This window comes from Alteromonas sp. ALT199 (assembly GCF_018619335.1).
GTDB lineage: Bacteria > Pseudomonadota > Gammaproteobacteria > Enterobacterales > Alteromonadaceae > Alteromonas.
Map to the genome: position 1 here is coordinate 15,547 of NZ_JAHHDX010000161.1, position 25,650 is coordinate 41,196.

The window sequence follows — 25,650 nt, forward strand, 5'->3', positions numbered from 1 at the left end:
TTGAGGGGTTGTGACAGCGACGCAGAGTTTTTGCCTTTGTGACTTTTTTTAATTGGTTTTTTCGAAGAATGTATATTGTTGGTTATATTGTCTTGAGTCGCAGAGCCCACATCATTTCGCGTTAAATCGCTAGGATGAGCTGAGGACTCTACTTCCGTCGTTTCTTTGTAGGCCAGTTTTTTTTTCCAGGTAGAGTTAACTCTAGAATTACGGCGGTAAGACCGGCTGATGTTACTGGGGAAAGTAAGATATTTTCAAGCCATTTAGGCAACTCAGAAAGGGCTTCAGGTACCATCATTACGCCTATCGCCATACCAAGTGCGCAAGCTGTTATTAGGCTGCTGCGTCTATCAAGTGCGTAACTAGCAAGAAGCTTTAGGCCACCCACTGCAACCATCGCAAACATAACCAGCGTGGCTCCGCCTAATACGGGTTTAGGAATAGCCTGCAGCACACCACCAACAATAGGAAAACATCCAATAAGCACAAACAGCGCGGCAACAAAAAAGCCGACTTTGCGACTAGCAATGCCGGTTAGCTGAATAACCCCATTATTTTGACCAAAGGTAGTGTTCGGAAACGTATTAAACATACCCGCAAGTAGTGAGTTAACCCCGTCTCCCAAAATACCGCCCTTTACTCTGGCTAAGTAAATTGGACCGCTTACAGGCTGCTTACAGAAAAGGCTGTTGGCAGTAAGATCGCCCGCCGTTTCTATTGCACTGAATAAATAAATTAGCGCAATGGGCAAAAATAAGTTGATGTCAAAAGCAATGCCAAATGCAAATGGGGTAGGGATTGCCACTAAAGAAAGCGATGCAAGCCCAGAAAAATCGAGCCCTTTAGTAAAAGCCACATAAGCTGCACCCATAGCCATGCCAATGAAAATAGCACTTAAGCGAAGCCAGTGGTTATTAGATGCATTTAAGAACACAATCACAAGCAAAACACCAAGGCCAACCGCCAAGTTATCAGTACTAGCAAAGTCTGCGGCGTGAAAGCCACCCGCAAGGTCCGTCATACCCACATTGATTAAGCTAAGCCCTATGGCCGTGATCACAATGCCTGTCGTTAAAGGGGTGATGATACGCTTAAGCTTATCGACAAATAGACTGAACACTACCTCAACAAGCGCACCTGCCATGGTAAGTCCAAACAGCAATGCTAAGATATCTTCGGGCGCACCGCCATTTGCTTTAACTTGGTTTCCCGCCAGAATCAGCGCGCTAATAAACGCAAAGCTAGTACCTTGAATAGCAACCAGTCCGCTACCTACCGGCCCTATACGCTTTGTTTGTATTGCAGTACCGAGACCACTCACAAACAGCGCCATACTAATAAGGTAGGGCGTATATTCAGTAAGGCCTAGCGTTGATGTGACAATAAGCGTAGGGGTTATTACGCCAACAAAGCTTGCTAATAAGTGCTGAAATGCCGCGGTAAGAGAAGGAAGAAACGCTGGACTATCATGAAGATCGTAAAGTAACTCGCTGTGATTTGATGACATGGTAATTTCCTTATTGCTGGCAGACAGTGGGGGCGAATTCACAGATGAAACCACTATAAAGTTTCGTGTTACTGTTAAGTGGTAAAGGCTCACTACTCTTAGGTGTTTGATTATCTCTAGCTACAAGAGAGGCTAAAAATTTAGCTAAATCTTTGTTTAACTGAGCCAGCAGTTGCTCTTTTTTCTCGTCTTGTAAGAAGCCGTATTTGATACTGTTTTGGCTTAAGGTAACCAGCTCGCTCCAACTTAAGTTGAATTGGGTAAATGCCAAGTAGTATTCATCTGTTAGCGTGGCATTCCACATCCCTCGGTCGTCAGTAGAAAGCGCTGTGGGCACACCTGTTCTTAAAAGTTGGGGGAACGGGTGGGTACTTAAGTCCTCAATGTATTCCAATTTTAAGTTCGAAATTAAGTTGGTTTCTATTAAGTAGCGGTTATGGCGCATGAGTAAATAAGTTGAAGGGTCTTTTAGCAAGTTAATACCATGACCTATTCGTTCAGCGCCTAAAAGTAAGGTGTCGCGAATATTAGTGTCTGCATGCTCAGACTCTCCTGCATGAAACGAAAGCCGAATGGCTGGATATTGGGCCCTTAATTTTGTTATGGAAGATAAAAAGCGCAGGGGGTGACCTCGGGGATCATCCTCTCTGCCTACCAAATTCACCCCCACATACCATTTTCTGTTAGCGTCTACGAACTTAAAGATCCAATCTAGTTGCTCTTCAATATTATTTGTGAAGCGAACAAGGGCATATTGAAAACGTACCGTAATGCCGGTTTCTTTTGCGGCTTCACTTTCAAGCATATCTGTAACAATTTGAAGTGCTTCATCTGCCGGGAAATTACTACCATCAGCGCGCTTCATGAATCTTATATTTAGCTGCGTTTCCAAGTAGCGCATGTTCTCTAGCTGATACAACTGCATATTTTTAAGCAGCACTTGAGCAATAATGTAAGGATTTTGAGTTAGCTCGTTTAGGCGCTGCCAGTGAAATCCGAAAAACTCATCACGACCCTCTTCTGGTTTATCAAGTTCAACACTATGAATAAACGCACGCTTTTGGTCTTGGCTTAATTCACCTAACGCTTTGTATTGTTTTTGCTCACATTTTGTCAGCGTAGAGTAGGTAGCGTTAGAAATAGTATGAAACGAAGGAGCTGAAACGCACTCGCCATTATCTATTTTAGTGAAGTAGCGATAGCCTCCGTTTAATATTTGGTTTGTCGCTAGTTCATACCACCACTTACCATAGGCAGACCCCGATAAATGATGGTGCAAATCACCACCTTTTGGGAACTGCTGGAGTAGACGATAAGTCTGCGAATCAGTTAGTGAGTGTGCATATTGTTTAAACCACGCATTGGTCTCTTCTTCAGTAGGGAAAGGGCTTGCACGTGCAAAGAGAACGAAAAAAGAGAGAGAGAAAATAGACAAGGTTCTAACAACAAATAACATGAGCAATTTTTATTAATGAAAGTCGTACTTGGGTTGCAAGTTGTTGACCAATTGGTCTGTTGGTTTTGTTGTTTTTAACTTTCTGTTTTATTTGCTTATTTACATAATTTGTAAGTGGGAAAAAGTAATAAGAGTGCGCTTAAGCACTGTTTTGGTGCTTAAATAAAAAAATGCGCCAAATTAGCGCATTTTTGCAGGTAATTTAAACGTAAATTTTAAAGCGTAACGCCTTCATCTAGCGTGACAAAAATGGAGTGGCGCACTTCATTGTACATCGCGCGCGAGCAATGACCTTCACCCTCGGTGTCTTCTAATAGCAATACGTCACCCGCTCCAAAAACATGGCGCTCACCGTTAGACACGGTAAACTCCGCACGGCCTTTTAAAATGAAAAGTAGCTGTCGAGCTGGTGCAGGGTGCCATTTGAAATCGTAGTCGGCAGGCGTTTCGCGAAAGATAATTTTATCGGCGCCAAATTTTTCTGAAAGCATGCCAATAGGGCCGCCGTCTTTTAGCGCTATTTCAACTTCGCCAAAGTGGCTTTTGCCCGCATCATCGTTATAAATCCGTATTATTTTCATTATTGACCCTTTATTAAGACTGTACTGATTTGTACATTACGCGTGCTTGAGCTTACTAACAGTTTTATAAAGCACCGACAAACTGGCGGCCACATCTTCCCCGATGATAGACTCTGCAGGGTGATGGCTTATGCCGCCCTTACAGCGAGTGAATAACATGGCAACTGGGCAAATGTCAGCAATGGCCATAGCATCGTGACCTGCACCTGAAGCTAGAATTCGTGGTGCAATACCGCTTTCTTCCGTACCGCGAATAAGTGCTTCTTTTAGCTGATTGTCGCAATGCACAGCGGGTGCACTATGGGTTTGTTCTTTTGTTAGCGTTACTTGCCTTGCCCGCGCAATGTCATCGAATTTTTGCAATATTTCTGCCAATACAGAATCACGTAAGTCATCATCTTCACTTCTAATATCAAGGGAAAAACGCGTGCGTCCAGATATCACGTTTACGCCGTTTGGCGCATTTTCAATTTTACCCACGGTAGCCACAACTCCCGGGCGCTGAAGGCTGATGTTCTCTACTGCCAAAATCATTTCTGCGCTCGCGCACAACGCGTCCAGTCGCATAGACATAGGAACTGTGCCAGCGTGTCCAGCCATGCCTTCAGCGGTAAAGTTGAAGCGTTTTGCACCAGCTATAGCACTCACTACCCCTACAGGCAGATTTTCTTGCTCTAAAACAGGGCCTTGTTCAATGTGGAGCTCTATATAGCCCAAAATGTCGGTACGTGAAATGGCAGCACTGTTCACAGCATCGAAACTAAGCCCAAAGTTAGCCATGGCTTGCTCTAGACTCACGCCGTTTTCATCTTTTAAGTGGCGCCACTGCTCTTGCCATTTACCTGTTAGTGCGCGGCTTCCTAAAAGCGTGGTGCCAAATCGTGTACCTTCTTCATCACAGAAGCCCACAATATCTATGTGAAAAGGGAATTTGGTCTGCGTGCCATCAAACATGGCAACCATTGAAATAGCGGCGACTACACCGAGCATTCCATCGTATTTACCGCCATTAGGTACGGTGTCTAAATGACTACCTAAAATTAATCGCGGTGCATTAGGTACGCTGGAGGTGTAGCGCCCCCAAATATTACCAACGGCGTCTTGCCAAGTGGTCATGCCCGCTTCAATCATCCAGCCAGAGGCCAGTTGATTTGCAAGTTTGTGTTGTTCGGTTAAATAGCGCCTGTCTAAACAGGTTGGGTCTTGGCTTAAGGAGCCTAACGTTTCGCACCTTGCCATAACCTGGGTCGCTAATTCACTAAATTCTGCGAACTCACGCATTCACGTCTCCCGTCGCTTTAGCGTCAGCATAAACGGCAAGTGCGGCATCGACGCCTTTACCAGCAGGCAGAGCGAAACCTTGCATGCGAAGTGCTGATTCAAGCGACTGAAGGGTATGAAGTACGGCATCTTCTCTGGCGTTATAGCCCATAGTGCCAATACGCCAAATTTTCCCTTTTAGCGGCCCAAAGCTGGTGCCAATTTCAATGTTAAAGCGCAAAAGTAGGGTTTCTCGTATTTCTTCGCCGTGAACACCCTCGGGAATGTGAACACCTACTACGTTGTACATTTTGTGCTTAAGGTCACCGAATGGTTCAAGGCCCATAGCTTGAATACCCGCAAGCATGGCGTCGCCAGCCACTTTATGACGTGCAATAACGTTTTGCTGACCTTCTTCTAAATGCAGGCGTGCACACTCACGTGCGCAATAAAGCATACTGGCCGCTTCGGTATGGTGGTTTAAGCGCTCTTCGCCCCAGTAGTCCATGATCATAGGTAAGTCGAAGTAGTTAGAGCGAATCTTTGGTCCGCGCGCCGATTCGTGGTGAGCATCGCGAATACCGGCTTCAACGTGATGGCGCGTGCGTACGGTTTTTACAAACTTATCGCTTAACGTAATAGGTGCGCTGCCTGACGGACCGCCTAAACATTTTTGCAGACCAACCGATACAGCGTCTAACTTCCATGCATCTACTTCTAGTGGGTTACCACCTGCTGATGCGGTCGCATCGCAGTAAAACAGAACATCGTGGGCATCACAAATTGCACCAATTTCTGCAAGCGGCTGCAGCATGGTGGTAGATGTATCGCCTTGTACTATGGCAAGCAACTTAGGCTTTACTTCTTTTACCGCCGCTTCAATTTGCTCAGGCGTAAATACTTCGCCCCAAGGCACTTCAATGGTGTGAACCTCAGCGTCAGCTCGCTCGGCAATTTCAGCAAGCAAATGCCCAAAGCGCCCAAAAATAGGCACAAGCACTTTATCGCCGGGCTCTATTGCCGATACCAAAACCGCTTCAATACCAGCTCGCGACGTACCATCAACCAAAAAGGTTTGCTGGTTTTTCGTATTAAACACATCGCGATAAAGCTGCATTGTCTCATTCATGTAGCCTGTCATTACCGGGTCGTACTGGCCCACTAATTGAGTTGACATCGCGCTTAACACACGTGGGTAGCAGTTAATGGGGCCAGGTCCCATTAACAATCGAGGTGGCGGATTAAGTGGCGCGAAAGTACTTGTAGACGCTTCTTTAGACATGTGGGCACTCCTAGATAAGCACTTGCGCTAGCATGCGCAAGCCAGTGATGATGAGAACAACAGCGAAGATTTTCTTAAGCAAACCTGCATCTAACTTATTGGCAATGGTTGCGCCGATAGGAGCAAACAGCACGGTTAGCGGAACAATACAGGCAAATCCGAGCAGGTTTACATAACCGTATGTTGCGAAGGGCGCGTCAGCAGGTGTGGTGCCAACGAATAACAGGGTAAGTGCCGCTGGAAGCGAAATGATAAGGCCTACCGCCGCAGCAGTACCTACAGCTTTGTGCGCGGGGTAATTACAAAAGGTAAGCGTTGGCACGGTTAGCGTACCGCCACCAATTCCCACCATAGAGCTAAATAAGCCGATACAGGTTGCCATTATAGACTGACCCGCGCGACCTGGTAGCCCGTTAAATAGCGCGTCTTTTTTACCAACAAGCATATTAATGGCCGATAAGGTCGCGATAATGCCAAATAGCAAGGTAAGAAACGTAGGGTTAACCACTGTTACCGCATAGCTTCCAGCAAGTACCCCAATTAAAATGAATAGTGCCCACGCTTTAAGCAGAGCAAAGTCTACATTGCCTTTACTGTGATGAGCACGAATAGAGCTTATTGAAGTAGGGACGATAGTTGCAAGCGATGTAGCCGTGGCAATAACCATTGCACTTTCAGGCGAAACACCAAGGGCTTGGAACAAGAAAAACAGTACCGGCACAATAACAATGCCGCCACCTACGCCAAGCATACCTGCCAGTATGCCAGCGAAAACGCCCGTTGCAGCGAGCGATAATATAACCGTTAGGTTATCCATTAAAAACTGCATGTGATTTCTATCTCTTTAACTATTGTTGCTTGAACGAATTTGTAAGCGTTGAGCTGTTGCAGATGCGCCTTGGTAGGCGCATCCCAGTTAACGCGATTTAGGCAACGCCCCCAGTTGGATGGACGTTAATTGACACAAGTTAGTTTATGCACGCTAATTAACGCGTATTAGCGCTATATTTAGCTGTAACCAAGAACTTAGCGATGACCTAAGTAGGCTTTGCCATCACTTCTTGGGTCGCTTGCGCCGATAACAGTGCCCTCAGCGTCGCGAATGATGGCTCCGGCGTGACCCATAAGTTCGTTGCAAGGGTCTACTGTCACCATATCGTGCCCCCTTGCTAGTAAGCTCTCGCCCACGTATTCCACCAAGTCACGTTCTGCTTTTAGGTTATGACTTTGATCGCCCCAAGTTCTACCAAGTAGCCAACGGCCAAGAGAAATCGCTTTAGCGATAGGCTGGCCGTGATAAACATGGCGGGCAAATAGCGCTGCTTGAGTTTGAGGCTGACCTTCACCACCCATGGTGCCGTAAGTCATACGGCGCCCGTCGATAAGCTCGGCAAACGCGGGGTTTAGCGTGTGAAATGGCTTTAAACCCGGCGCTAAATACTGATTACTGTTTGGGTCTAGCGAGAATGAGGTGCCTCGATTGTTCCAAACGATACCCGTTTGCGGGCTCACAATGCCCGAGCCGAATTCCCAATAAAGCGACTGAATGTAGCTCACCATGCGACCTTCTGAGTCGCAGCAGCCCATCCATATAGTATCGCCATGCTTGGCCTCATGTGGCCACGGCAGTGCTTTATCTAACGAGATGTTTTTCACCATCTCGTCAAGCACGTCGTCACTTAACAGGCTTTGCAGCGCAACTGGCGTGCGAGATGGGTCGGTGACATTCGCGTTACGCGCAATAAAAGCTTGTTTTGTGCATTCAATAAGTAAATGCACCATGTCGGCATCGGTGTTGCCCAAATGCTGAACTTTGTCATACAGTGCTAAAATAATAAGCGACGCCACACCTTGGGTTGGCGCAGGCAGGTTGTAAAGCTTGCCTTTGCTGGTAGACACTGATAAAGGCTCAACAATGGTTGCTTTGTAGTTGTTAAAATCTTCAAGGCGAATAGGAGAGCCCGCTGCTTCTAGGTCTTCAGCCAGTTTTGATGCTAGTTCACCGTGATAAAAATCATCTAGCCCTTTGTCTGCCAAGTGCTTCAAGGTTTCTGAAAGCTTTGTAAGCTTTAAAATTTTGCCTTTTTTAAGCGCCTTGCCCTTAATTAAAAACTGAGCAAAATTTTCATCCACGCTTAGCTCTTCAAAGGTTTTGTTACTGGCATCCACTAAGCTCTGGGTAACTTCAATTCCCCAATTAGCTTGGCTTATCGCTGTATCGAACAATGTGCTTAAAGGTAAACCGCTTTGCCATTTATGGCTTATATCAAGCGCAGCTTGCCAACCTGCAACGGCGCCCGCCATGGTTAACGCAGCCTTTCCACCCCGACTAGGTATTGCATCGCTGTCTTTATAAAAAGACGGCGTTGCCCCTTTTGCAGCTACACCCGATGCATCAATGCCTATAGGCGCTTTACCTGGCTCACTAATAAGCCAAAATCCATCACCGCCCATGCCATTCATGTGTGGATATTCAACCGCAATAGATGCGGCCGCAGCCACCATAGCTTCAATTGCGGTGCCACCTTTTTCTAATATGTTTAAGCCCACTTGCGATGCTGCAAAGTGAGGGGCGGTAAACGCAATGTTTGGTTTTTCGCTCATAATTATTTCCTTCAAAAACTTAGCAACAACGCCGTCATGTTAAGCACAATTAAGGCAAAATGACGGGCGCTTAGGTCTTACTTCCGCTTTCTACTTTCAACTTGAATGCGATAGCGCAATTAGTGCTTTATTTAAGTGCGACTTAAATTAGCATTGGCGCGCTTTGCACGTTTAGCGAGTGGTTAGCTTTTGGGCTAACGCGAGAAGTGCAAGATCGTTGCCTTTTTTGCCCACAAGCGATAATCCGCATGGAGCATTGTGTAGGGTGAACAGCGGTAAATGAAGTTGGGGTAAACCCGCAAGCCCAGCTATTGCAGTTAGCGCTAGCAGAGCGTTTCTATCATTTGCCAAAGTCGTTTCATCGGCATCACATCGAGGTGCAACGCCAGGTGTTGTGGGAATAACCAATACATCTATTTTTTCAAACAATGTATTTAAATGGTCATTCACTACAGTTTGTTGCGCTTTAGCTTGTTGTACATCTTGTGTTGTTATGGTTTTACACCAATTTAAACGCAACATTATGTCGTTAGCGATATCGGGTTGAGTGTCTTCAATCCATTCGCCATGCTGCTGCCAAATTTCACTGCCTTGTAAGGTGCGAAATGTAGCGGCAGTTTGTAACATATTTAAGTCTAACTCTGCCTGTGTCAACGCGAGACAGTCGGTTCTATCAGCAAGCGCTTTAAGCCAGGTTCTGCATAGCGATTTGTGAGTGGTTTGTTCAAACAAATGTGCTGCTATGCCCAATTTAGGAGTACTTGTTATTTCACTTTGAGCTGCGCTATCTAGGCAAACATTAGCAACCTTTGTCAGGGTAGCTAAATCTCGGGTCATCCAGCCTACGGTATCAAACGAAGGCGCAAGTGCCACCATGTTGTCGCAGGCTACTGCGCCGTGTGTGGTGCGAAGCCCCCATAAGCCTTGGTAGCTAGAAGGTACTCGTATAGAGCCTCCAGTATCTGTGCCTAGGCCAATATCTGCAAGATGTGCGCTAACAGCTACTGCCGAACCTGACGAAGAACCTCCGGGTATATGGGCCGGAGCCGTCGGATTTACGAGTGTTTCGTAATGTTTATTTTGCCCGTGTAAGCTGTAGGCGAGTTCGTCAGTAACGGTTTTACCTTTAAACGTGGCACCTGCGCTTAGCATTTTTGCTACGCAATTGTTTGTTCTCTCTGGTGTCGGGTGCGAGGCTAACCAATCTGGGTTGCCGGCTGCTGTTGGTAAACCTTGAATATGGAATAAGTCTTTTACTGCCAAGCCTAAGCCGCTAAGCGGAACAATTGTTGAACTCTGGGCTGATGCTTGACTTTGAAGCTCGTTGGGCATCTGGCTTGGCGAATTAGTTAAAGAGGACGATACGTCATCTTCAACGTTGTTGTTGCCATTATAAGTGACTTTAAGATTTTTTATTGCCTGTGTGAACCGTGCATCACAGGGCTTCAATACAAAAGGAGAGCTCACAGCGCATTACTTATTTAGTTATTGTTTCTTTATTTGTCTTCACCTCATGAAACAACTGTTTCACTTTAAAGTCAAGAGAAACGATCGTTGCTTTTGGTAAAAAGTAAAAGTATTAGCGACACGGAGGGTGGAAAAGTAAATGAATCAACAAATACAAAATCAGACGAATTAGTTAAAGAGCCAAAAAGCTGTTAGTTGCTTGTAAATAAGAAAACTAAAAGCCTTGGGGGTTCTTTTCAAGAAAAGCAATTTCGTTAGGTGTCGACTCTCTTCCAAGTACTTTATTTCGGTGTGGATAGCGCCCGAACTTTTCAATGACTCTCTGGTGGCGAACTTCAAACATGTATTCCCGCTCAAGCCCTTCTTGAGAGAACAGTTCCATGGCCACGTCGTGTATGGCTAAAGACTCGCTATGCATAAATGGCATGTAAAGAAACGCCAGCTGCTGTGGAGTTAGAACTTTGTCAGCCTCTACGCTTACCGCCTCCTGTGCGAGAATTAAAGCAATGCTGTCTGCACTAAAGGCGCCTGGGTGGTTACGATAGATATTTCGCGAAAACTGATCGAGAAGAATGATTTCAGCGAGACGACCTGTTGCAGTAGCGCGCCAAGGCCAAAGTTCACCGTTCGTTGCCGCAATACGCAACTTAGAAAATCGTGAAGTGATTGTTTTGTCTAGTGCAGCATCTTCCTTAAACCATTGCTCTGGTGAAAGTTCACCAAACCAAAAGTCTAGTACACCGTTAGCCTCTTCCATGACTACTCGCGTTTTATCCATATCTACTCCAACAACACGCTTACAGCAGTAAAATTAAGGTAATTTTAACTTATACCCATATTTAGCAAAAAAGTTCCATTTTCGCTTGCAATATTAAAATTGTCTGCTAATCAATTTTGCATAGTATTGCTCAAAAAGTGTTCTATGGGAAGCCCTAACGTTTTGGGCTTTCTAGTTCATCCATTTGAATGTATATATCGGTAATAGCGTCAACGCGATCGGCAGCCTGGCTGCCTAGTGCTTCGTAGGTAAGATTGCAAAGTGACGCAACAAGACTCATTGGTGCGGCATAGCTATCAAAAGGAGAGTCACTGCCAATGTGGGTTACAACAAGGTGGTCGACATCGTGACGATAACCTTGTCCTGTCGGGTCGGTAATAAGCACAGTTTTACAGTGTTTAATGCTATTTAAAACAAACTTGAATTGACGCGTTCTACGGCGAAAACCAAAAAGCACCACAAGATCGTTTTCGGTTAAGTCAATAATGTCTTCGCTAAGTGTTTGTCCTGGCTGGGGAAGTACGCGAACCGACGCCCTAATTTGTTTTAGCTGTTGTCTAAAATGCAGTGCAATGGGGTAGGCGTTGCGAAAACCAATTAAGGTAACTTGGCCCGCTGAGGCAAGTAATTTCGCAATGTCTTTCAATGCGTCAGAGGAAGTCCCATCAAACGTATTAGCTAAATTCCTGCTATCGCTCTCATGTTGTAAAACACCGCTTGAAGGGCTTACCACTGGCACACCTTGCTCGCGCAGCTGCACAAGTGCTTCTTTTGCCTGCTGATGAGAATCGAAACCCAACTGGCGGAAGAACCGACTTACGGTGGCCTTTGAAGTGCCTGTTTTCTCGGCAATAAGTGATGTGGATTGGCTAAGTACCGCGATAGGATTCTGCTGAATATAATGCGCAATAGATTTGCCCGAAGGAGATAACGAGGCATAGTGTTTTTCAATTTGTTGTAAAACGTCGTTAGGGCTATTTTTTGTCATTGGTATCGCCTTATACATCTTGAGCAATTATTTCACGACTTTTGTGCGATATACAAACACTACGTGAAAACGACACGCTAGTGGCTTTGTCTATGAGCTAAATTTTTGCGGTAAAAAGAGCAATTGACGGTTTTACTTACCCTAATTTCACGCGCAGTGCTTTCGGAAAAACTCGATCATTTTTAAAAAGCCTAAATCTAATAAAGGGTTACGAAAGCTATTCTTCATGTAGGGCTAAAGTAGCACCTAATTACTCGCTCATGTCTTACAAATTGGCACTACACTTTCATATACGTAAACTATAAAAATTCACAAAAGTGTCATTGGTTGGTAATTATTTTGTTGGCGTAGCTTGGTTTCCAGTATCACGAACAACCTGGCGAATCATAAAGCGAGCTTAACATGATCTTAAAAAAGAGGTGAGTTGTGGCAAAGCTGTGGTCTGAATTGATCTTGCTGTTTGTACTAATTCCTTTTGCTGTTCTGTACTGGATTAAGCATTTTGCAGATTATCTCATGCCTATTATTGGGGTTATGGGGCTTTGCTGTTTAGCTGTCTTGTTAGCAGACAAGCAATTTAAGCGTATTAAATTGTGGCATTGGGAAGACTATCGAATACATTTTAAAAGTACGCTTAGGTTATTTTTGCCTTGGGCGAGCTTACTTGCGCTTGTGGTTTATTTTTTAAAGCCCGAGTTATTTTTGCACTGGCCTATGAATCAGCCGTGGATGTGGGTGGCAACGTTACTGATTTATCCCATTGTTTCGGTGATCCCTCAAGAGATTATTTTCCGCACCTATTTTTTTCATCGTTACAAACGCATTTTGCCGTCTAAATACGCGAGATGGGCGCTAAGTACCTTTCTATTCGGGCTAGCCCACTTGGTATACGGTAACTGGATTGCAGTAGTGGTCTCTTGGATTGGCGGCGCTATCTTTGGCTACAGGTATATGCAAACAAACTCAACCCCAGTTGTGGTGATTGAACATGCCATATGGGGAAGCTTCTTGTTCACTATCGGTTTGGGATCTTATTTAGTTATTGCCTCGTAAGAATTTTTGTTAATAACAATTACACATGAACACCAAGGAGTAGGGATATGTTCAGTGCTTTACAAACTTCGCTATTGTCTATTGCAAACAACTGTTTGCAGAATTATCTCTTTTTGAGTGGCTCATTCCCTAGTAACCGGTTTATACAAACCTTGCTTCAACAAGATGGTGAAGCAGGCGCGATAACCAGTTTATCAAGCGCACAGTCTTTACTCTCACAGTTATGGGACAGCTTTGTTTATCGTTTGCCAGGCATGGCGCTAGGCATAGTTATTATGGTGGCGTTTATTCTTTTAGCGCCGCACGTTGCAAAGTTTTTAGTTAAACCATTAACGCGTACTACCACATCTCCGCTATTGCGCTCGGTAATTCAACGAAGTGTTAGCCTAGTCTTAATACTGCTTGGCATTTATCTATTTCTTTTTTTAGCTGGGTTAACTGGGTTTGCCATTGCTGTGGTGAGCGGAACGGGCGTAGTAGGGCTTATTCTTGGTTTCGCATTTCGCGATATTGCAGAGAACTTTATTTCAAGTCTTTTGCTTACCATTCAACGACCTTTCCGAATAGGCGACATTGTTCAAATTAATGACTTCACCGGCATTATTCAAAAAGTGACGGCCCGTGCGACAACGCTGGTGGATTTTGACGGTAATCACATACAAATACCTAACGCGACCATCTACAAAGGGGTAATTAAAAACTTAACGGCTAACCCCCTAATGCGAGGGCATTTTGTTATTGGCGTAGGCTACGACGCTGATATCCAAGAGGCCCAGCACATTGCCCAAGAAATTATCGCGCAGCAAGATAACGTATTAAGCGACCCAGAACCGCAAACTCTTATTGATGAATTAGGTTCGTCTACCTATAACGTTAAGGTTTATTTTTGGGTAGATGTAGAGAAAACCAGCGTGCTAAAAATGGCATCTGTACTAATGCGCAACATCACGCAAGCGTTCCTAGATGCAGGTATCAGCATGCCTGATGATGCACGAGAGCGAATATTCCCTGACGGCATGCACCTTAGTGTTGAGCAAACGGAAGCGACGAGCCCGCAATGCCAGGAAGAAACCTCAGACGAAAACTCAGAAGCAAGCACAGAAGAAAGCACAAAAGGTCAGCAAAGCGTATCTACAGGGTTCTCTGGTGGCCGTGAATCTTCCCATAAAGACAATATTGATGACTTAAGTAATGAGAGTCATCGGGCTAAAGACAGTGAAAGCGCTGCTAATGTGAAGAGCCCGGACAAGGCTCAGATTAAAAGTAATAACCCGTTAGGCCACAGTGCCGCGGGTGACTATACGGGTGAGCCTTCGGGTGATTCTCCGGGTGAACCCAAGGGTACTACAGTGCAAAGTAACGAGCGGAGACAAAGTAACAATCATAGAAGTAGCGAGCACAAAGAAAATCGCAAACACCGGACACCAACGCAAGATGACGTATCTTCAGAAGCGCATGAAATAAGAGAGCAGGCCCGCAGGTCGAGGGATCCAGAGGCAGGTGAAAATATTCTTTAGTGCAAAGTAGTGTTAAACCGGCGCTACTGGCGATAAGTTGCACCTGCCGAGAAAACCTTGCCATAGGTTTACGTGAGCTTTCATGGCGCGACTGTATTTCTCAAAACCATCTTCTGTATGTTGTTTGATATAGCGTTTGAACTCATCATGTAACAACGGCTGTGCAAGCCAGTCTTCCCAGAGCGGTACCAGCTTGTAATGGTATCGATTTACTAAGCTACCAACAGGCTGTATTTCTTCAATAAAAAATAAGTAAAACACGTTGCGCAATATTTTTGCTTTGTCGCTGGCGCGGCCCTCTGGGCAACTTACGGCATCAAGCTCAGTGGTTAGCATATTGGTAAGTAGGGTGAGGTTTTGTGTTAACGTTTGTTGCGTGTGCCACAGCGTGGCGGGCAAGCGGGCCGAACGGATAATTTGCAGTTGTTGTTCAAGCTCGCTGCTGTCGATAAGGCGCTTGTTGCTGTTAGTTAAGCGTTCACTGCTAATGTTTATGTTGTTGGTATCGCTGCCAGAAGCCTTGTTAACGTTTTTCTTATTCGCTACTTCAGTTTTAGCACTGTGTTCTGCAGTCGGCCCGCCAAAAGAAAATTGCGTATTGTTTAAGCTGTTTAAGTAGTAAAACGCATTAACACTTGAAAGGGCGTCTTTGTTGTTTTCAACCGAAAACAAACGTTCAGGAGTATTCAGCGCCAATCGCAATTCTTGGCTTCCTTGAATAAGGTTTGCCCACGTCTTGCTATAATCTTGTGACTTTTGTTCACGCCAAGAAGCAATAGTTGCGGCCAGTGCCTGGTTGTTTTTACTCGCGTTTTTATTCGCGCTTTTGCTTGCGCTTTGTTTCGCAATGTCATCTTCCGCTAGTGCTGCCTCGCAGCTTTTTAAAACGCTAAGTAGCTTGCTTTCATAAGCTAGCCTTTGTGAAAGCAGTTGACTTTTTCCTAACGATGTATTGCGCTCGGCAACCACAGAGCCTAATTCACAATCTTGAAGCGCATAAAATTCGCGAAGGTTAATGCTTACACCTTCAATGGAATGTTTGAGCGTTGCCGAGTCGGCTAGCTTAGGAAGTGGCGTAGTGATCTTGTCGTTAAATGTGTCAGGTAGAGGGGCATCAAGTACGCGAGAAAGCCGTTCTGCATAATCTTCAATACTTTGTTTTACCGTATTGCCCCCAAAACAGCCAAGCAAGGTAAACACGCTGGCGCTGATAATGCCAACGCGACATAAGCTTATGAATCTGACGCTGCAGACGTTTACGACGTTGACGCCACAGGCTCTATTATTTCCACCGCCACAGGCTCTATTATTTCTACCGCCACAGGCGTTTTTTAAATGTAAAAGCTTGCTTCGTAGCGCTTTCATGCTGACGCACCGGTGTGAAGGCCGCGGCCACCGTCAACATAAATAATTTGCCCAGTAATGTAGGGCGCCGATATTAAAAACGATAGGGTGTTAGCGATATCTTCAGGCGTACCTAGTTCTCCTAATGGGATGCTTGATAACAGCTTGTCTTTTTCTGCATCATCCATTTCCCGCTCTGGCCATAAAATGGCGCCAGGGGCGATACCATTTACTCGCACTTTAGGGGCTAAATCTATGGCTAACGATTGAGTGAGCGAGGCAAGCCCCGATTTAGCCATTAAGTAAACGCTATGTTTAGGGAGGGGGCGGTCAATATGCATGTCGACCATGTTGATAATGCATCCTTTGTTCGCTTCTAACGCTGGGGCCAGCGCCTGCGATAAAAACAACGGCCCTTTTACGTTACTGCCTACTAAAGAATCCCAATCGTCTTGTGAAATATTGCCCACTGGCGTAGGGTAAAAGCTTGAAGCATTGTTTACTAACACGTCTAGCTGGCCCCACACATTTAACGCACCCTGGCCTAGCGCGTTCACCTCGTCTGAATCGCAAAGGTTGGCTTGAAGGCAGGTGGCAGAATTCGCTCGCTGGCTATTTAATTTTTCAGCCAGCGCAAAGGCATCATTTTTCGAATGCCCGTAGTGAATGATAACGCGATAGCCTTCGCTATGAAGCTTGCACGCCATGGCGGCGCCTATTCGTTTCGCTGCCCCAGTAATCAGTGCTACAGGAAGTGCAACAGGGCCTGAATTTGTCATAATAACAGCTACTCTCTATTTTAAATCGTTTGGCGGCGTTAATGCTTGCGTAGTGCGGTTACCGTAATGCAGCAGGGCATGTTTCAGTTCACACGCCAATGCATTTTTTTGCATCTAGCTAGGCGTAATCGCTATGAACCCGCTATAAATCGTAAAAAACAGCCGTTTGATAAACAAGCAACGCTAGTTAATCTACATCCTGCGGACGCCGTCAGTGCCTATTAATGTCGTCTAATATTTGTTTGGCTTGCGCAATATAGTGCGCGCCGAATAATAACCCGTGATTTAAAATATGGTAAAGCTGGTAAATTGGTTTTCTTAAACGGTAGTTTTTTTCAATTGGTGTGTGCTGGTGGTAGCCTTCAAAGAAAGTGTCGGGAAAGCCACCAAACAGCTCAGCCATGGCAAGGTCAGTTTCACCGTCGCCAACATACACTGCAGGGTCGAACAAAATAGGGCCTTTCTTGCTAAAGCCAGCATTACCCGCCCATAAATCGCCGTGAAGCAGTGAAGGGTGGGGTTGATGCAAGCTCAGAAGATGCCTTACTTTCGTGACGATATGATCAATATCACCGTTTCCTTTTGTCCATAAGCCATCGATGCCAAGCGTTCTAACATACTGCCAATACGTTTTTCGGCAAAAAAGTCGGCCCACGATGCCATGCGCCCGTTAGTTTGTGCACTGGCACCAATATAATTATCGTGGGGCCATCCATAGCTGCTATAGGCGTTAACGCTATGCAGGGCAGCCAGCTGTTGCCCTAGTGTAAAATAATCGCTTATGGCAGGTTCAACAAACCGAATATGAGAAAGTACTAAGTACTCCATATTGGGCGATTCGTTAGCCGTAATACCGTGGCATATCACCTTTGGCGTAGAAATGGTTTGTGTGTTGGCAATAGCGGTAAGCCCTTCAGCTTCGTGCGAAAGTTGCTGGGTGTCGTCGTAGCGCCTTGTTTTGACGAAGTACCTATGGGTCTCGTCTTTTACAATGTAGCTTTCGTGAGTATCGCCACCGCTTACACGCTCTGCTCTCTGGCAGCTAAAGAATTGCTGGGTCTCATCTGAAATATGCTCGCTAATAAAATGCCACATATTACACACTCTGTTTGGTTTTATACTTAACCCCACGGCAGGAAGGATGTTTTGCAACTATTGGCCTGATGCAATCTTGAACGCATTCAAGGGGGGAGTTTATTCACCGTAATCGCCCTCAACTAAAGTATGGGTTAAAAATGACGAAATGCATAAATTCTCGTCTCTAATCTAATTAAAAAGCCGGTTAAAATTGAACAAAGCGTCACTAATTGGCCAATAAAAGCTTTTCAATATTGAAGTTGACCATACACTGGTTATAATCCACCACTTGCTTTAACACGGCTTGTTTTATAAGAGTTTAATAAACAAGCGCAGCGCGTGAGTTTTATTGTTACGCCGACGTGGTTTACGTGAAGCAAGTTTCGAGTGCTAAAAGCACGATTAAATTTTTCAAATATATGCACGTGGCGCAGAGTAGGCGTCACCACTGTAAAGGAATTAAAATGCCTGTAATTACCCTTCCTGATGGAAGCCAACGCGCTTTCGATAACGCTGTTTCTGTATTAGATGTTGCAAACGACATTGGCCCTGGTTTAGCCAAAGCAACCATTGCGGGAAAAGTAAACGGTGAATTAGTTGACGCCGTTGATATGATTGACGCAGACGCACAACTGCAAATTATTACTGCCAAAGACGATGAAGGTTTAGAAATTCTACGTCACAGTTGCGCGCACTTGTTAGGTCACGCTATCAAACAACTTTGGCCTAACACCAAAATGGCTATCGGCCCAGTTATCGACAACGGTTTTTATTACGACGTTGATATGGAAGAAAGTCTAACCCAGGAAGATTTAGCCAAATTAGAAAAGCGTATGCTTGAACTGGCTAAAACTAATTACAACGTGGTTAAAAACAAAGTGAGCTGGCAAGAAGCACGCGATGCATTTGAAGCACGCGACGAAAGCTATAAAATGGAAATTCTTGATGAGAACATTAGCAAGGACGACCAACCAGCACTTTATCACCACGAAGAATACACAGACATGTGTCGTGGCCCTCACGTGCCTAACATGAAGTTCTGTCACCACTTCAAACTAATGAAAGTGGCAGGGGCTTACTGGCGTGGCGACAGCGACAACAAAATGCTTCAACGTATTTATGGTACTGCATGGGCTGACAAGAAGCAGCTTAAGTCTTACCTACAGCGCTTAGAAGAAGCGGAAAAGCGCGACCACCGTAAAATTGGTAAAGCACTTAACTTATTCCATTGGCAAGAAGAAGCGCCAGGTATGGTGTTCTGGCACAACGATGGTTGGTCAATTTATACCGAGCTTGAAAGCTTTGTGCGTAAGAAGCTTCGCGAATACGGCTACGATGAAGTAAAAGGCCCATTAATGATGGACCGTACGCTTTGGGAAAAATCAGGGCACTGGGACAAGTACGCTGAAAACATGTTCACTACTGAATCTGAAAAGCGTGAATATGCTGTTAAGCCGATGAACTGCCCGGGTCACGTTCAAATTTTCAACCAAGGTTTGAAATCGTACCGCGACCTACCGCTAAAAATGGCGGAATTTGGCTGCTGTCACCGTAACGAACCATCGGGCGCACTACACGGTCTAATGCGTGTTCGTGGCTTTACCCAAGACGATGCTCATATTTTTTGTACAGAAGAACAGATCCTACATGAGGTAAGTGACTGTATCAAAATGGTGTATGAGACATACGCTGCATTTGGTTTTGAAGATATCAAAGTTAAGCTGTCTACTCGCCCAGAAAAGCGTGTAGGTGCTGACGAGATTTGGGATAAATCTGAAGCTGCGCTTGCAGAAGCACTTAAAGCCAACGATATCGAATTCGATTATCAGCCGGGCGAAGGTGCGTTCTACGGGCCGAAAATTGAATTTACGCTGCACGATTGCTTAGACCGTGCATGGCAGTGCGGAACCGTACAGTTAGATTTCTCAATGCCAGGTCGTTTAGGCTCTACTTATGTTGCTGAAGATGGCGAGCGCAAAGTACCGGTAATGATTCACCGCGCTATTTTGGGTTCACTAGAACGCTTCATTGGTATTTTGACCGAAGAATTTGCAGGTTTCTTCCCACTTTGGTTGGCTCCTCAGCAGGTTGTGGTAATGAATATTACCGACAAACAAGCTGACTACGCCTCAAATTGTGTAAAAAAACTGCAAGAATTAGGGTTTAGAGCAAAGTCTGACTTGCGTAATGAGAAGATCGGCTTTAAAATCCGCGAGCACACTTTGAAGCGTATTCCATATATGCTAGTTGTGGGCGATAAAGAAATGGAAGCGGGCGAAGTAGCAGTACGCTCTCGTCGCGGCGACGACCTAGGCAAAATGCGCCTGGAAGACTTTATTGCCATGGCTCAACAAGAAGTTGTAGAAAAGACAATTAAATAGTTGAGCAAATTGTGTATAATGCACATCGAAGGTGTCTGCTTTTGGTTTTACTTTAGGTCAATCGACCGCCCCAAAAGCAGACAAAAGAATTAAATGTTTGGAGGAATAGCACATTAAAGGCGCTAATAACAAGGCTCAGGGCGACAAAGCCCGCATTAACGATGAGATTAAAGCCAGAGAAGTAAGATTAATTGGCAAAGACGGTGAACAGGTTGGTGTGGTTTCGCTAGCAGATGCTACGCGTGCCGCTGAAGAAGCGAGCCTAGATCTAGTAGAAATCAGTCCGAATGCCGAGCCGCCAGTCTGTAAAGTTATGGACTATGGCAAATTCCTCTTCGAAAAAAGTAAAGCTCAGAAAGAGCAGAAGAAAAAACAGAAGCAAATTCAGGTCAAGGAGATTAAATTTCGCCCTGGCACTGATGAAGGCGATTACCAGGTAAAACTGCGCAACCTGCGTCGCTTTCTTGAAGGTGGTGACAAAGCCAAAGTTACGATCCGCTTCCGCGGTCGTGAAATGGCGCACCAAGACATCGGTATCGATTTGTTAAACCGCGTTAAAACGGATTTAGATGAAATCGCGACCTGCGAGTCTTTCCCACGTCGTGTGGAAGGCCGTCAGATGATCATGGTGCTAGCCCCAAATAAGAAGTAGTAACGGTCTAAAGTTTTAAGGAATCTGCACCCTTAAACACCTTGCTGCTAAACATTAGCCGGTATGAAGTGACTGCAACACGAAAAATACCGATATTAAACAATGCGGAGTTTTAGCAATGCCTAAAATGAAAACTGTAAGCGGTGCCGCCAAACGTTTCAAGAAAACGGGTTCTGGCCGCTTTAAAAGCAAACAGTCTCACTTACGTCACATTCTGACTAAGAAGAGCTCTAAGCGTAAACGTCACCTTCGTGGCAAAAAACTGGTTCATGACTCTGATACCAAATTGGTTCAGCGCATGTTGCCTTACGTATAAGACTTAGGAGACTGATTAATGGCTAGAGTAAAACGCGGCACTATCGCACGTGCTCGTCACAAAAAAGTCCTCAAGCAGGCAAAAGGTTATTACGGCGCACGTTCACGTGTATATCGCGTAGCGGTACAAGCTGTAACTAAAGCTGGTCAATATGCTTACCGTGACCGTCGTCAGCGCAAGCGTCAATTCCGTCAACTATGGATTGCACGTATTAATGCTGCTGCTCGTCAAAATGGTATGTCATACAGCCGTTTCATTAACGGTTTGAAGAAAGCGTCTGTTGAAATCGATCGTAAGATCCTTGCCGACATCGCAGTACATGACAAAGCAGCTTTCAGCGCACTAGTCGAAGCGGCTAAAGGCGCATTAGCTTAATTATTAACTAATTAAGTTTAAGTTCTTTCGGGAAAAGGCGAGCAGGATGCTCGCCTTTTTTCGTTTTTAGTATTGTTAAAAACAAATCACTCTCTTTATAGTAAACCTTTACCCTGTCGCCAATTTTGTATTCCTTTAAACGGCGAATATAAATCACTTACTGTATAAATCACTTAATGAAAGCGTTGCTGCAAGTATTTAATAATTTCTGAAGACTCGTACAACCAAATGTCCTTTTCAGGGGTTTGTATGCGTAAGCAAGGAGCTTGCACTTTTCCGCCGCCTTGCACTAATTCATCACGATACGGAGACCCATTCGATACGCTGCGTTTACGAATAGGCAGATTCATTTTATATATAGCGCGTCGTGTTTTAATACAAAAGGGACAAGCAAAAAATTGATAAAGTGTTAATTCTTGTACGGCTTTTTCAACCTGCTGTTGTTCTTGTGGCAATCGTTTAAGTTTTGTGCCGCGAGTAATTAAATCAAGCAAGGCGATAACACCGCCAAGTGCGTTGCGAATTAGGGAAATGAATAAGCTCAATTTTATGACTTTTTAGGTTAAGAAATAGAGCGGCGCAGTATAGCAAAAATTCTACAAAGGATCTTATATGGAGGTTATATGAAGGAAAATGCGAATAAGCACCAGATGTAGACCATAGCAATAGAGTAAATCGCAACAACCCATACCGATAAGCCAACAATTAACCTTGTCGATAGCGCGTTTTCCAACAAGCGACACCAGATCCGAAAAAAACTTCTTATTTCGGGTGAACAACCTGTTGCTGTGTTTTCAATTGTTTTAAACACAAAAAAGCAGGGCTGAAGCCCTGCTTATTATAGCGTGTTGGCCAATGGTATCGTTATGTCTTCTCTACACGGCCATAGCGGTCTGAAAACCTAACAATATCATCCTCGCCTAAATAGGCGCCAGATTGCACCTCAATAAGCTCTAGCGGGATTTTTCCTGGGTTTTCTAACGCATGTACAGCACCAATTGGGATATACACTGATTCGTTCTCAGTAACTAGCTGAGTATCGTCATCGATAGTGACATTGGCACTGCCTGACACCACAATCCAGTGTTCGGCACGGTGGTGGTGCATTTGAACAGATAGCTTTTCACCTGGTTTTACCGTAATACGTTTAACTTGGAAGCGCGCACCACTATCAATAGAATCGTAACTACCCCAAGGGCGGAAAACTTCACGGTGGAATTCAAATTCAGGGCGCTTTTCAGCTTTTAATTTATTTACAACGTTTTTAATACTCTGGGCGTCGTCTTTATGAGCAACCATGACAGCATCTTTAGTTTCAACTACAATGACGTCTTCTAAACCAATGACCGAAACCAAACGCTGCTCTGCGTTTACATAACTGTTTTTAGTATTTTCTAAAATAGTATCGCCTACACAAACGTTCCCGTTGTCATCTTTATCTGCTGTTTCCCAAAGTGACGTCCAACTGCCTACATCACTCCAACCTGCATCTAAGGGAACCATTGCAGCGCTGTCAGTTTTCTCCATAACTGCATAGTCAATAGAGTCGTCAGGACAAGTTGCAAAAATTTCAGAATCAACGCGAATAAAGTCTAAATCTGGCGCTTCAGTTTCAATGGCGCGACGGCAAATCTCTAGCATTTCGGGGTTATACTTACTTAACTCCTCGATATATCGGCTAGCCTTAAACATAAACATACCGCTATTCCAGAAGAACTCGCCAGATTCAATATATTGTTTAGCTGTTTCAAGTTCCGGCTTTTCAACAAAGTCAGCTACCTCAAACCCAACATTGAGTACATTTCCAGCTTTAATATAGCCATAGCCCGTATGTGGTTGGTCTGGAACTATTCCGAATGTAACAAGCTTTCCTTCATTTGCTAGAGCTTCTGCCTTAGTAATAGCACTGTGAAATACGCTCTGATCTTTTATTAGGTGATCTGCAGCTAGAACAAGAAGAACGGGGTCATCGCCATTTTTTGTTGAGTGTAATGCAGCAAGCGCAATAGCAGGAGCAGTGTTGCGACCAACAGGCTCTAGTAAAATACCACCATGCTTAATGTTCTTTTTACGAAGCTGTTCCGCAACTAAAAAACGGTGCGCATCATTACATATAAAGACCGGTTCTTCGGCATTAGTCCCGCTTAAACGTGTAATGGTGTCTTGCAACATGGTGTTGTCTGAAGTTAGTGACAAAAATTGCTTTGGTAAAGCGGCGCGTGATTTTGGCCAAAGGCGACTACCTGTACCGCCGGCTAATACAACAGGTTTCATTGTTGATTTCCCTTTCTTATAAGTTAAATTTAGTAAGCGTTCTTATTAATGAATCCATTGAAAACGGTCATAAACACGATTTTGATATCAAACCATACCGACCATCTATGAATATAATCTAAGTCATATTCTACACGTTGAACCATTTTATTAACTGTTTCAGTTTCGCCTCGCAAGCCATTAACTTGTGCCCAGCCTGTAATACCAGGCTTCACCTTGTGTCGTAGCATATAGCCGGTAATAATTTTGCGGTATTGCTCGTTGTGAGCGACCGCGTGTGGTCGAGGGCCTACAATAGACATACGGCCTTGCAGAACATTAATAAATTGCGGAAGTTCATCCAAAGAAGTTCGTCTTAAAAATCCACCAATCTTTGTTAAACGGGCGTCATTCTTAGTGGCTTGTTTTACAACAGCACCATTATCTTGCGTGGTCATAGACCGGAACTTGTAAACCGTAATTTGTTTACCATCTAACCCGTAACGCTTTTGTTTGAAAATTACGGGGCCTTTAGAGGTAAGCTTCACTGCTGCTGCAATGCAAAGCATAGGTATAGATATCATCAGTAATATTAGCGAGCTTAAAACGATATCTTCGAATCGTTTTAAAATATCGCTCGCTCCTTGGAATGGGGTGTCGTAAACGCTAAGCGCTTGTACGTTGCCTACCGTTTGCCAACGAGCATTTAATAGATTGTACATGAAGAAGTTTGGTACCACATAAACGTTTGCTGTGCTATCACTGCATTGCTCTAAAATTGAGCGAATTCTATTTTCTGCGCTCATCGGCAGTGCAATATATATGTAATCAACTTCATTTCTTTTAGCCATTTCTATGGCCTGTTCAATGTTTCCTAATACAGTGTTTTGCATTTCATGAGGAAGGCGACTCGTATCTCTATCATCAAATAAACCATTAAAGCGAATGCCAAGGTGTTCATTTTGCTGTATCTGAAGAGCAACATTTGCTCCGAGGTGTGTTGCGCCAATAACAATTGAGCGGCGTGAGTTCATTCCACTTTTTCTAATATGGAACAGAAATTTACGCATTACGAAACGCCAAGCAATCAGGCCCACAAACGATGTTGCAAACCATGCTAGGACCACGAGGGGAGGGGTATTAATGTTCTGCACAAAAAAGTACCCTATTGTTAAGGTACCTAAAATACTTAGAGCCCATGTAATCGCAGCAGCCCTCAGCATTTCAGGTGTACGATGTCCGCGCCAAGAGCGATAGAGCTCAACACCCTCGGCAGAAATTTGAAAACAAATAACGTTAACGAATAAAAGGATTAGACTGGTTGGGTCGATAATAGACTCGAAATAGGCGGCGCACGAGTAATAAAGAAGTGTTACCAACGATAAATCTATAAGTCGGTAAAGTGTTGAAAATCCACTCTTATTGCGTACTGCTAGGCCGTCACTGGCGTTAGAATCAACAGGGTGTGATTTTAGAACTTTATTAGATTCTGCTTGATTGTCCATTGGGAAAGTCTCTAAATCGATAAGATAAAAGGTGTTAAATTACTTGCTTTAATTTCGACAACTCTAGCATCTGAAAGTTACAAGCTAGTAACTAGTATAATGCCTAAAGCAAAGAGTATGCCTACAAAAGAAAAATATATGCCTACATATAATCGGGCTAGTAAAGAAATGATGTCTCTAATAGCGACACGAGCCCATGACTCTATAGTTTAGCAGTAATATATAGTACCTCTGTTGTAATTTTATTACAAAATAAGCTTTATGGTTTTTTGAATATTGGTATCATTAGAATTACTTTAGAGTTCTGTAAAACTCAGTAATAAAAAATAAAGTTGAAACAATTTGGTGTTAGAGTGTTTGTTTTTTATGGCATGAATCTAGCTTCACGTTGAAAGAAGCTGAACAAGCTAGATAGAAGTTAAACTTATCTCTTACATCGAATACTGCATGCGCTACTAAGCGAAAAACGTATCGC

Annotated in this window: 23 protein-coding genes; 6 read left to right on the forward strand and 17 right to left on the reverse strand. The window is 44.3% G+C overall.

What is annotated here, in order from left to right:
• Positions 1 to 148: 148 nt before the first annotated feature.
• From KL866_RS18340 to KL866_RS18385, 10 genes are all read right to left on the reverse strand, one after another.
• Positions 149 to 1,507 (reverse strand): uracil-xanthine permease family protein, encoded by a 1,359-nt coding sequence (locus KL866_RS18340; RefSeq protein WP_214996356.1) that lies wholly within the window; start codon positions 1,505 to 1,507, stop codon positions 149 to 151.
• Positions 1,508 to 1,517: 10 nt separating this feature from the next.
• Entirely contained in the window at positions 1,518 to 2,963 is a 1,446-nt protein-coding gene (locus KL866_RS18345; RefSeq protein ID WP_214996358.1) for an adenosine deaminase, read from the reverse strand.
• A 215-nt stretch (positions 2,964 to 3,178) separates the two neighbouring features.
• Entirely contained in the window at positions 3,179 to 3,544 is a 366-nt protein-coding gene (locus KL866_RS18350) for an AraC family ligand binding domain-containing protein (protein WP_025254849.1), read from the reverse strand.
• A gap of 36 nt (positions 3,545 to 3,580) precedes the next feature.
• Positions 3,581 to 4,825 (reverse strand): allantoate amidohydrolase, encoded by a 1,245-nt coding sequence (locus KL866_RS18355; RefSeq protein WP_214996360.1) that lies wholly within the window; start codon positions 4,823 to 4,825, stop codon positions 3,581 to 3,583.
• A complete protein-coding gene (locus tag KL866_RS18360; protein WP_214996362.1) occupies positions 4,818 to 6,086 on the reverse strand; it encodes an alanine--glyoxylate aminotransferase family protein in 1,269 nt (422 codons plus the stop codon). The genes KL866_RS18355 and KL866_RS18360 overlap by 8 nt, the downstream gene beginning before the upstream one ends.
• Before the next feature lie 10 nt (positions 6,087 to 6,096).
• On the reverse strand, positions 6,097 to 6,915 hold the full coding sequence (locus tag KL866_RS18365; protein ID WP_214996365.1) for a sulfite exporter TauE/SafE family protein: 819 nt from the start codon (positions 6,913 to 6,915) through the stop codon (positions 6,097 to 6,099).
• Positions 6,916 to 7,112: 197 nt separating this feature from the next.
• Positions 7,113 to 8,690 (reverse strand): gamma-glutamyltransferase family protein, encoded by a 1,578-nt coding sequence (locus tag KL866_RS18370; protein WP_214996367.1) that lies wholly within the window; start codon positions 8,688 to 8,690, stop codon positions 7,113 to 7,115.
• Positions 8,691 to 8,861: 171 nt separating this feature from the next.
• Complete coding sequence (locus KL866_RS18375; RefSeq protein ID WP_214996369.1) at positions 8,862 to 10,157, reverse strand: amidase; 1,296 nt, start codon at positions 10,155 to 10,157, stop codon at positions 8,862 to 8,864.
• A gap of 214 nt (positions 10,158 to 10,371) precedes the next feature.
• Positions 10,372 to 10,935, reverse strand: coding sequence for a DUF924 family protein (locus KL866_RS18380; RefSeq protein WP_214996371.1), 564 nt, complete (start codon positions 10,933 to 10,935; stop codon positions 10,372 to 10,374).
• A gap of 154 nt (positions 10,936 to 11,089) precedes the next feature.
• Complete coding sequence (locus KL866_RS18385; RefSeq protein WP_214996373.1) at positions 11,090 to 11,923, reverse strand: MurR/RpiR family transcriptional regulator; 834 nt, start codon at positions 11,921 to 11,923, stop codon at positions 11,090 to 11,092.
• Positions 11,924 to 12,349: 426 nt separating this feature from the next.
• Between KL866_RS18385 and KL866_RS18390 the strand changes: the two genes are divergently transcribed.
• On the forward strand, positions 12,350 to 12,976 hold the full coding sequence (locus KL866_RS18390; RefSeq protein ID WP_214996375.1) for a CPBP family intramembrane glutamic endopeptidase: 627 nt from the start codon (positions 12,350 to 12,352) through the stop codon (positions 12,974 to 12,976).
• 47 nt (positions 12,977 to 13,023) lie between these two features.
• Positions 13,024 to 14,493 (forward strand): mechanosensitive ion channel family protein, encoded by a 1,470-nt coding sequence (locus KL866_RS18395; protein ID WP_311236163.1) that lies wholly within the window; start codon positions 13,024 to 13,026, stop codon positions 14,491 to 14,493.
• A 12-nt stretch (positions 14,494 to 14,505) separates the two neighbouring features.
• Here KL866_RS18395 and KL866_RS18400 read toward each other — a convergent pair whose 3' ends face one another.
• From KL866_RS18400 to KL866_RS20405, 4 genes are all read right to left on the reverse strand, one after another.
• Positions 14,506 to 15,858 carry a DUF3080 family protein gene (locus tag KL866_RS18400; protein WP_214996377.1) on the reverse strand — a complete coding sequence of 451 codons (1,353 nt, stop codon included), beginning with the start codon at positions 15,856 to 15,858 and terminating at the stop codon, positions 14,506 to 14,508.
• A complete protein-coding gene (locus tag KL866_RS18405; protein ID WP_214996379.1) occupies positions 15,855 to 16,616 on the reverse strand; it encodes a pteridine reductase in 762 nt (253 codons plus the stop codon). The genes KL866_RS18400 and KL866_RS18405 overlap by 4 nt, the downstream gene beginning before the upstream one ends.
• Positions 16,617 to 16,827: 211 nt before the next feature.
• A complete protein-coding gene (locus KL866_RS20400) occupies positions 16,828 to 17,145 on the reverse strand; it encodes a fructosamine kinase family protein (protein WP_251140158.1) in 318 nt (105 codons plus the stop codon).
• A gap of 14 nt (positions 17,146 to 17,159) precedes the next feature.
• On the reverse strand, positions 17,160 to 17,711 hold the full coding sequence (locus KL866_RS20405; protein ID WP_251140159.1) for a fructosamine kinase family protein: 552 nt from the start codon (positions 17,709 to 17,711) through the stop codon (positions 17,160 to 17,162).
• 446 nt (positions 17,712 to 18,157) lie between these two features.
• Here KL866_RS20405 and thrS point away from each other — a divergent pair, with 446 nt between their 5' ends.
• The 4 genes from thrS (at position 18,158) to rplT (ending at position 21,417) form a co-directional block, all read left to right on the forward strand.
• Entirely contained in the window at positions 18,158 to 20,074 is a 1,917-nt protein-coding gene (thrS, locus tag KL866_RS18415; protein ID WP_214996381.1) for a threonine--tRNA ligase, read from the forward strand.
• A gap of 112 nt (positions 20,075 to 20,186) precedes the next feature.
• The gene (gene infC / locus KL866_RS18420) at positions 20,187 to 20,726 is read left to right on the forward strand and encodes a translation initiation factor IF-3 (RefSeq protein ID WP_081765825.1); all 540 of its coding nucleotides are present in this window, start codon (positions 20,187 to 20,189) and stop codon (positions 20,724 to 20,726) included.
• Positions 20,727 to 20,844: 118 nt separating this feature from the next.
• Entirely contained in the window at positions 20,845 to 21,042 is a 198-nt protein-coding gene (rpmI, locus tag KL866_RS18425) for a 50S ribosomal protein L35 (RefSeq protein ID WP_012518091.1), read from the forward strand.
• 18 nt (positions 21,043 to 21,060) lie between these two features.
• Positions 21,061 to 21,417: a 50S ribosomal protein L20 gene (rplT, locus tag KL866_RS18430; RefSeq protein ID WP_012518092.1), complete on the forward strand. Its 357-nt coding sequence runs from the start codon at positions 21,061 to 21,063 to the stop codon at positions 21,415 to 21,417.
• Between the two features lie 173 nt (positions 21,418 to 21,590).
• On the opposite strand, the gene KL866_RS18435 is transcribed toward rplT, so the two are convergent.
• The 3 genes from KL866_RS18435 to KL866_RS18445 all read right to left on the reverse strand — a co-directional run bounded on the left by KL866_RS18435 (position 21,591) and on the right by KL866_RS18445 (position 25,175).
• Positions 21,591 to 21,962 (reverse strand): glutathione S-transferase N-terminal domain-containing protein, encoded by a 372-nt coding sequence (locus tag KL866_RS18435; RefSeq protein ID WP_214996383.1) that lies wholly within the window; start codon positions 21,960 to 21,962, stop codon positions 21,591 to 21,593.
• Between the two features lie 319 nt (positions 21,963 to 22,281).
• Positions 22,282 to 23,691, reverse strand: a complete 1,410-nt coding sequence (locus KL866_RS18440; protein ID WP_214996385.1) for a mannose-1-phosphate guanylyltransferase/mannose-6-phosphate isomerase — start codon at positions 23,689 to 23,691, stop codon at positions 22,282 to 22,284.
• A 29-nt stretch (positions 23,692 to 23,720) separates the two neighbouring features.
• A complete protein-coding gene (locus KL866_RS18445; protein ID WP_214996387.1) occupies positions 23,721 to 25,175 on the reverse strand; it encodes an undecaprenyl-phosphate glucose phosphotransferase in 1,455 nt (484 codons plus the stop codon).
• Between the last annotated feature and the right edge of the window lie 475 nt (positions 25,176 to 25,650).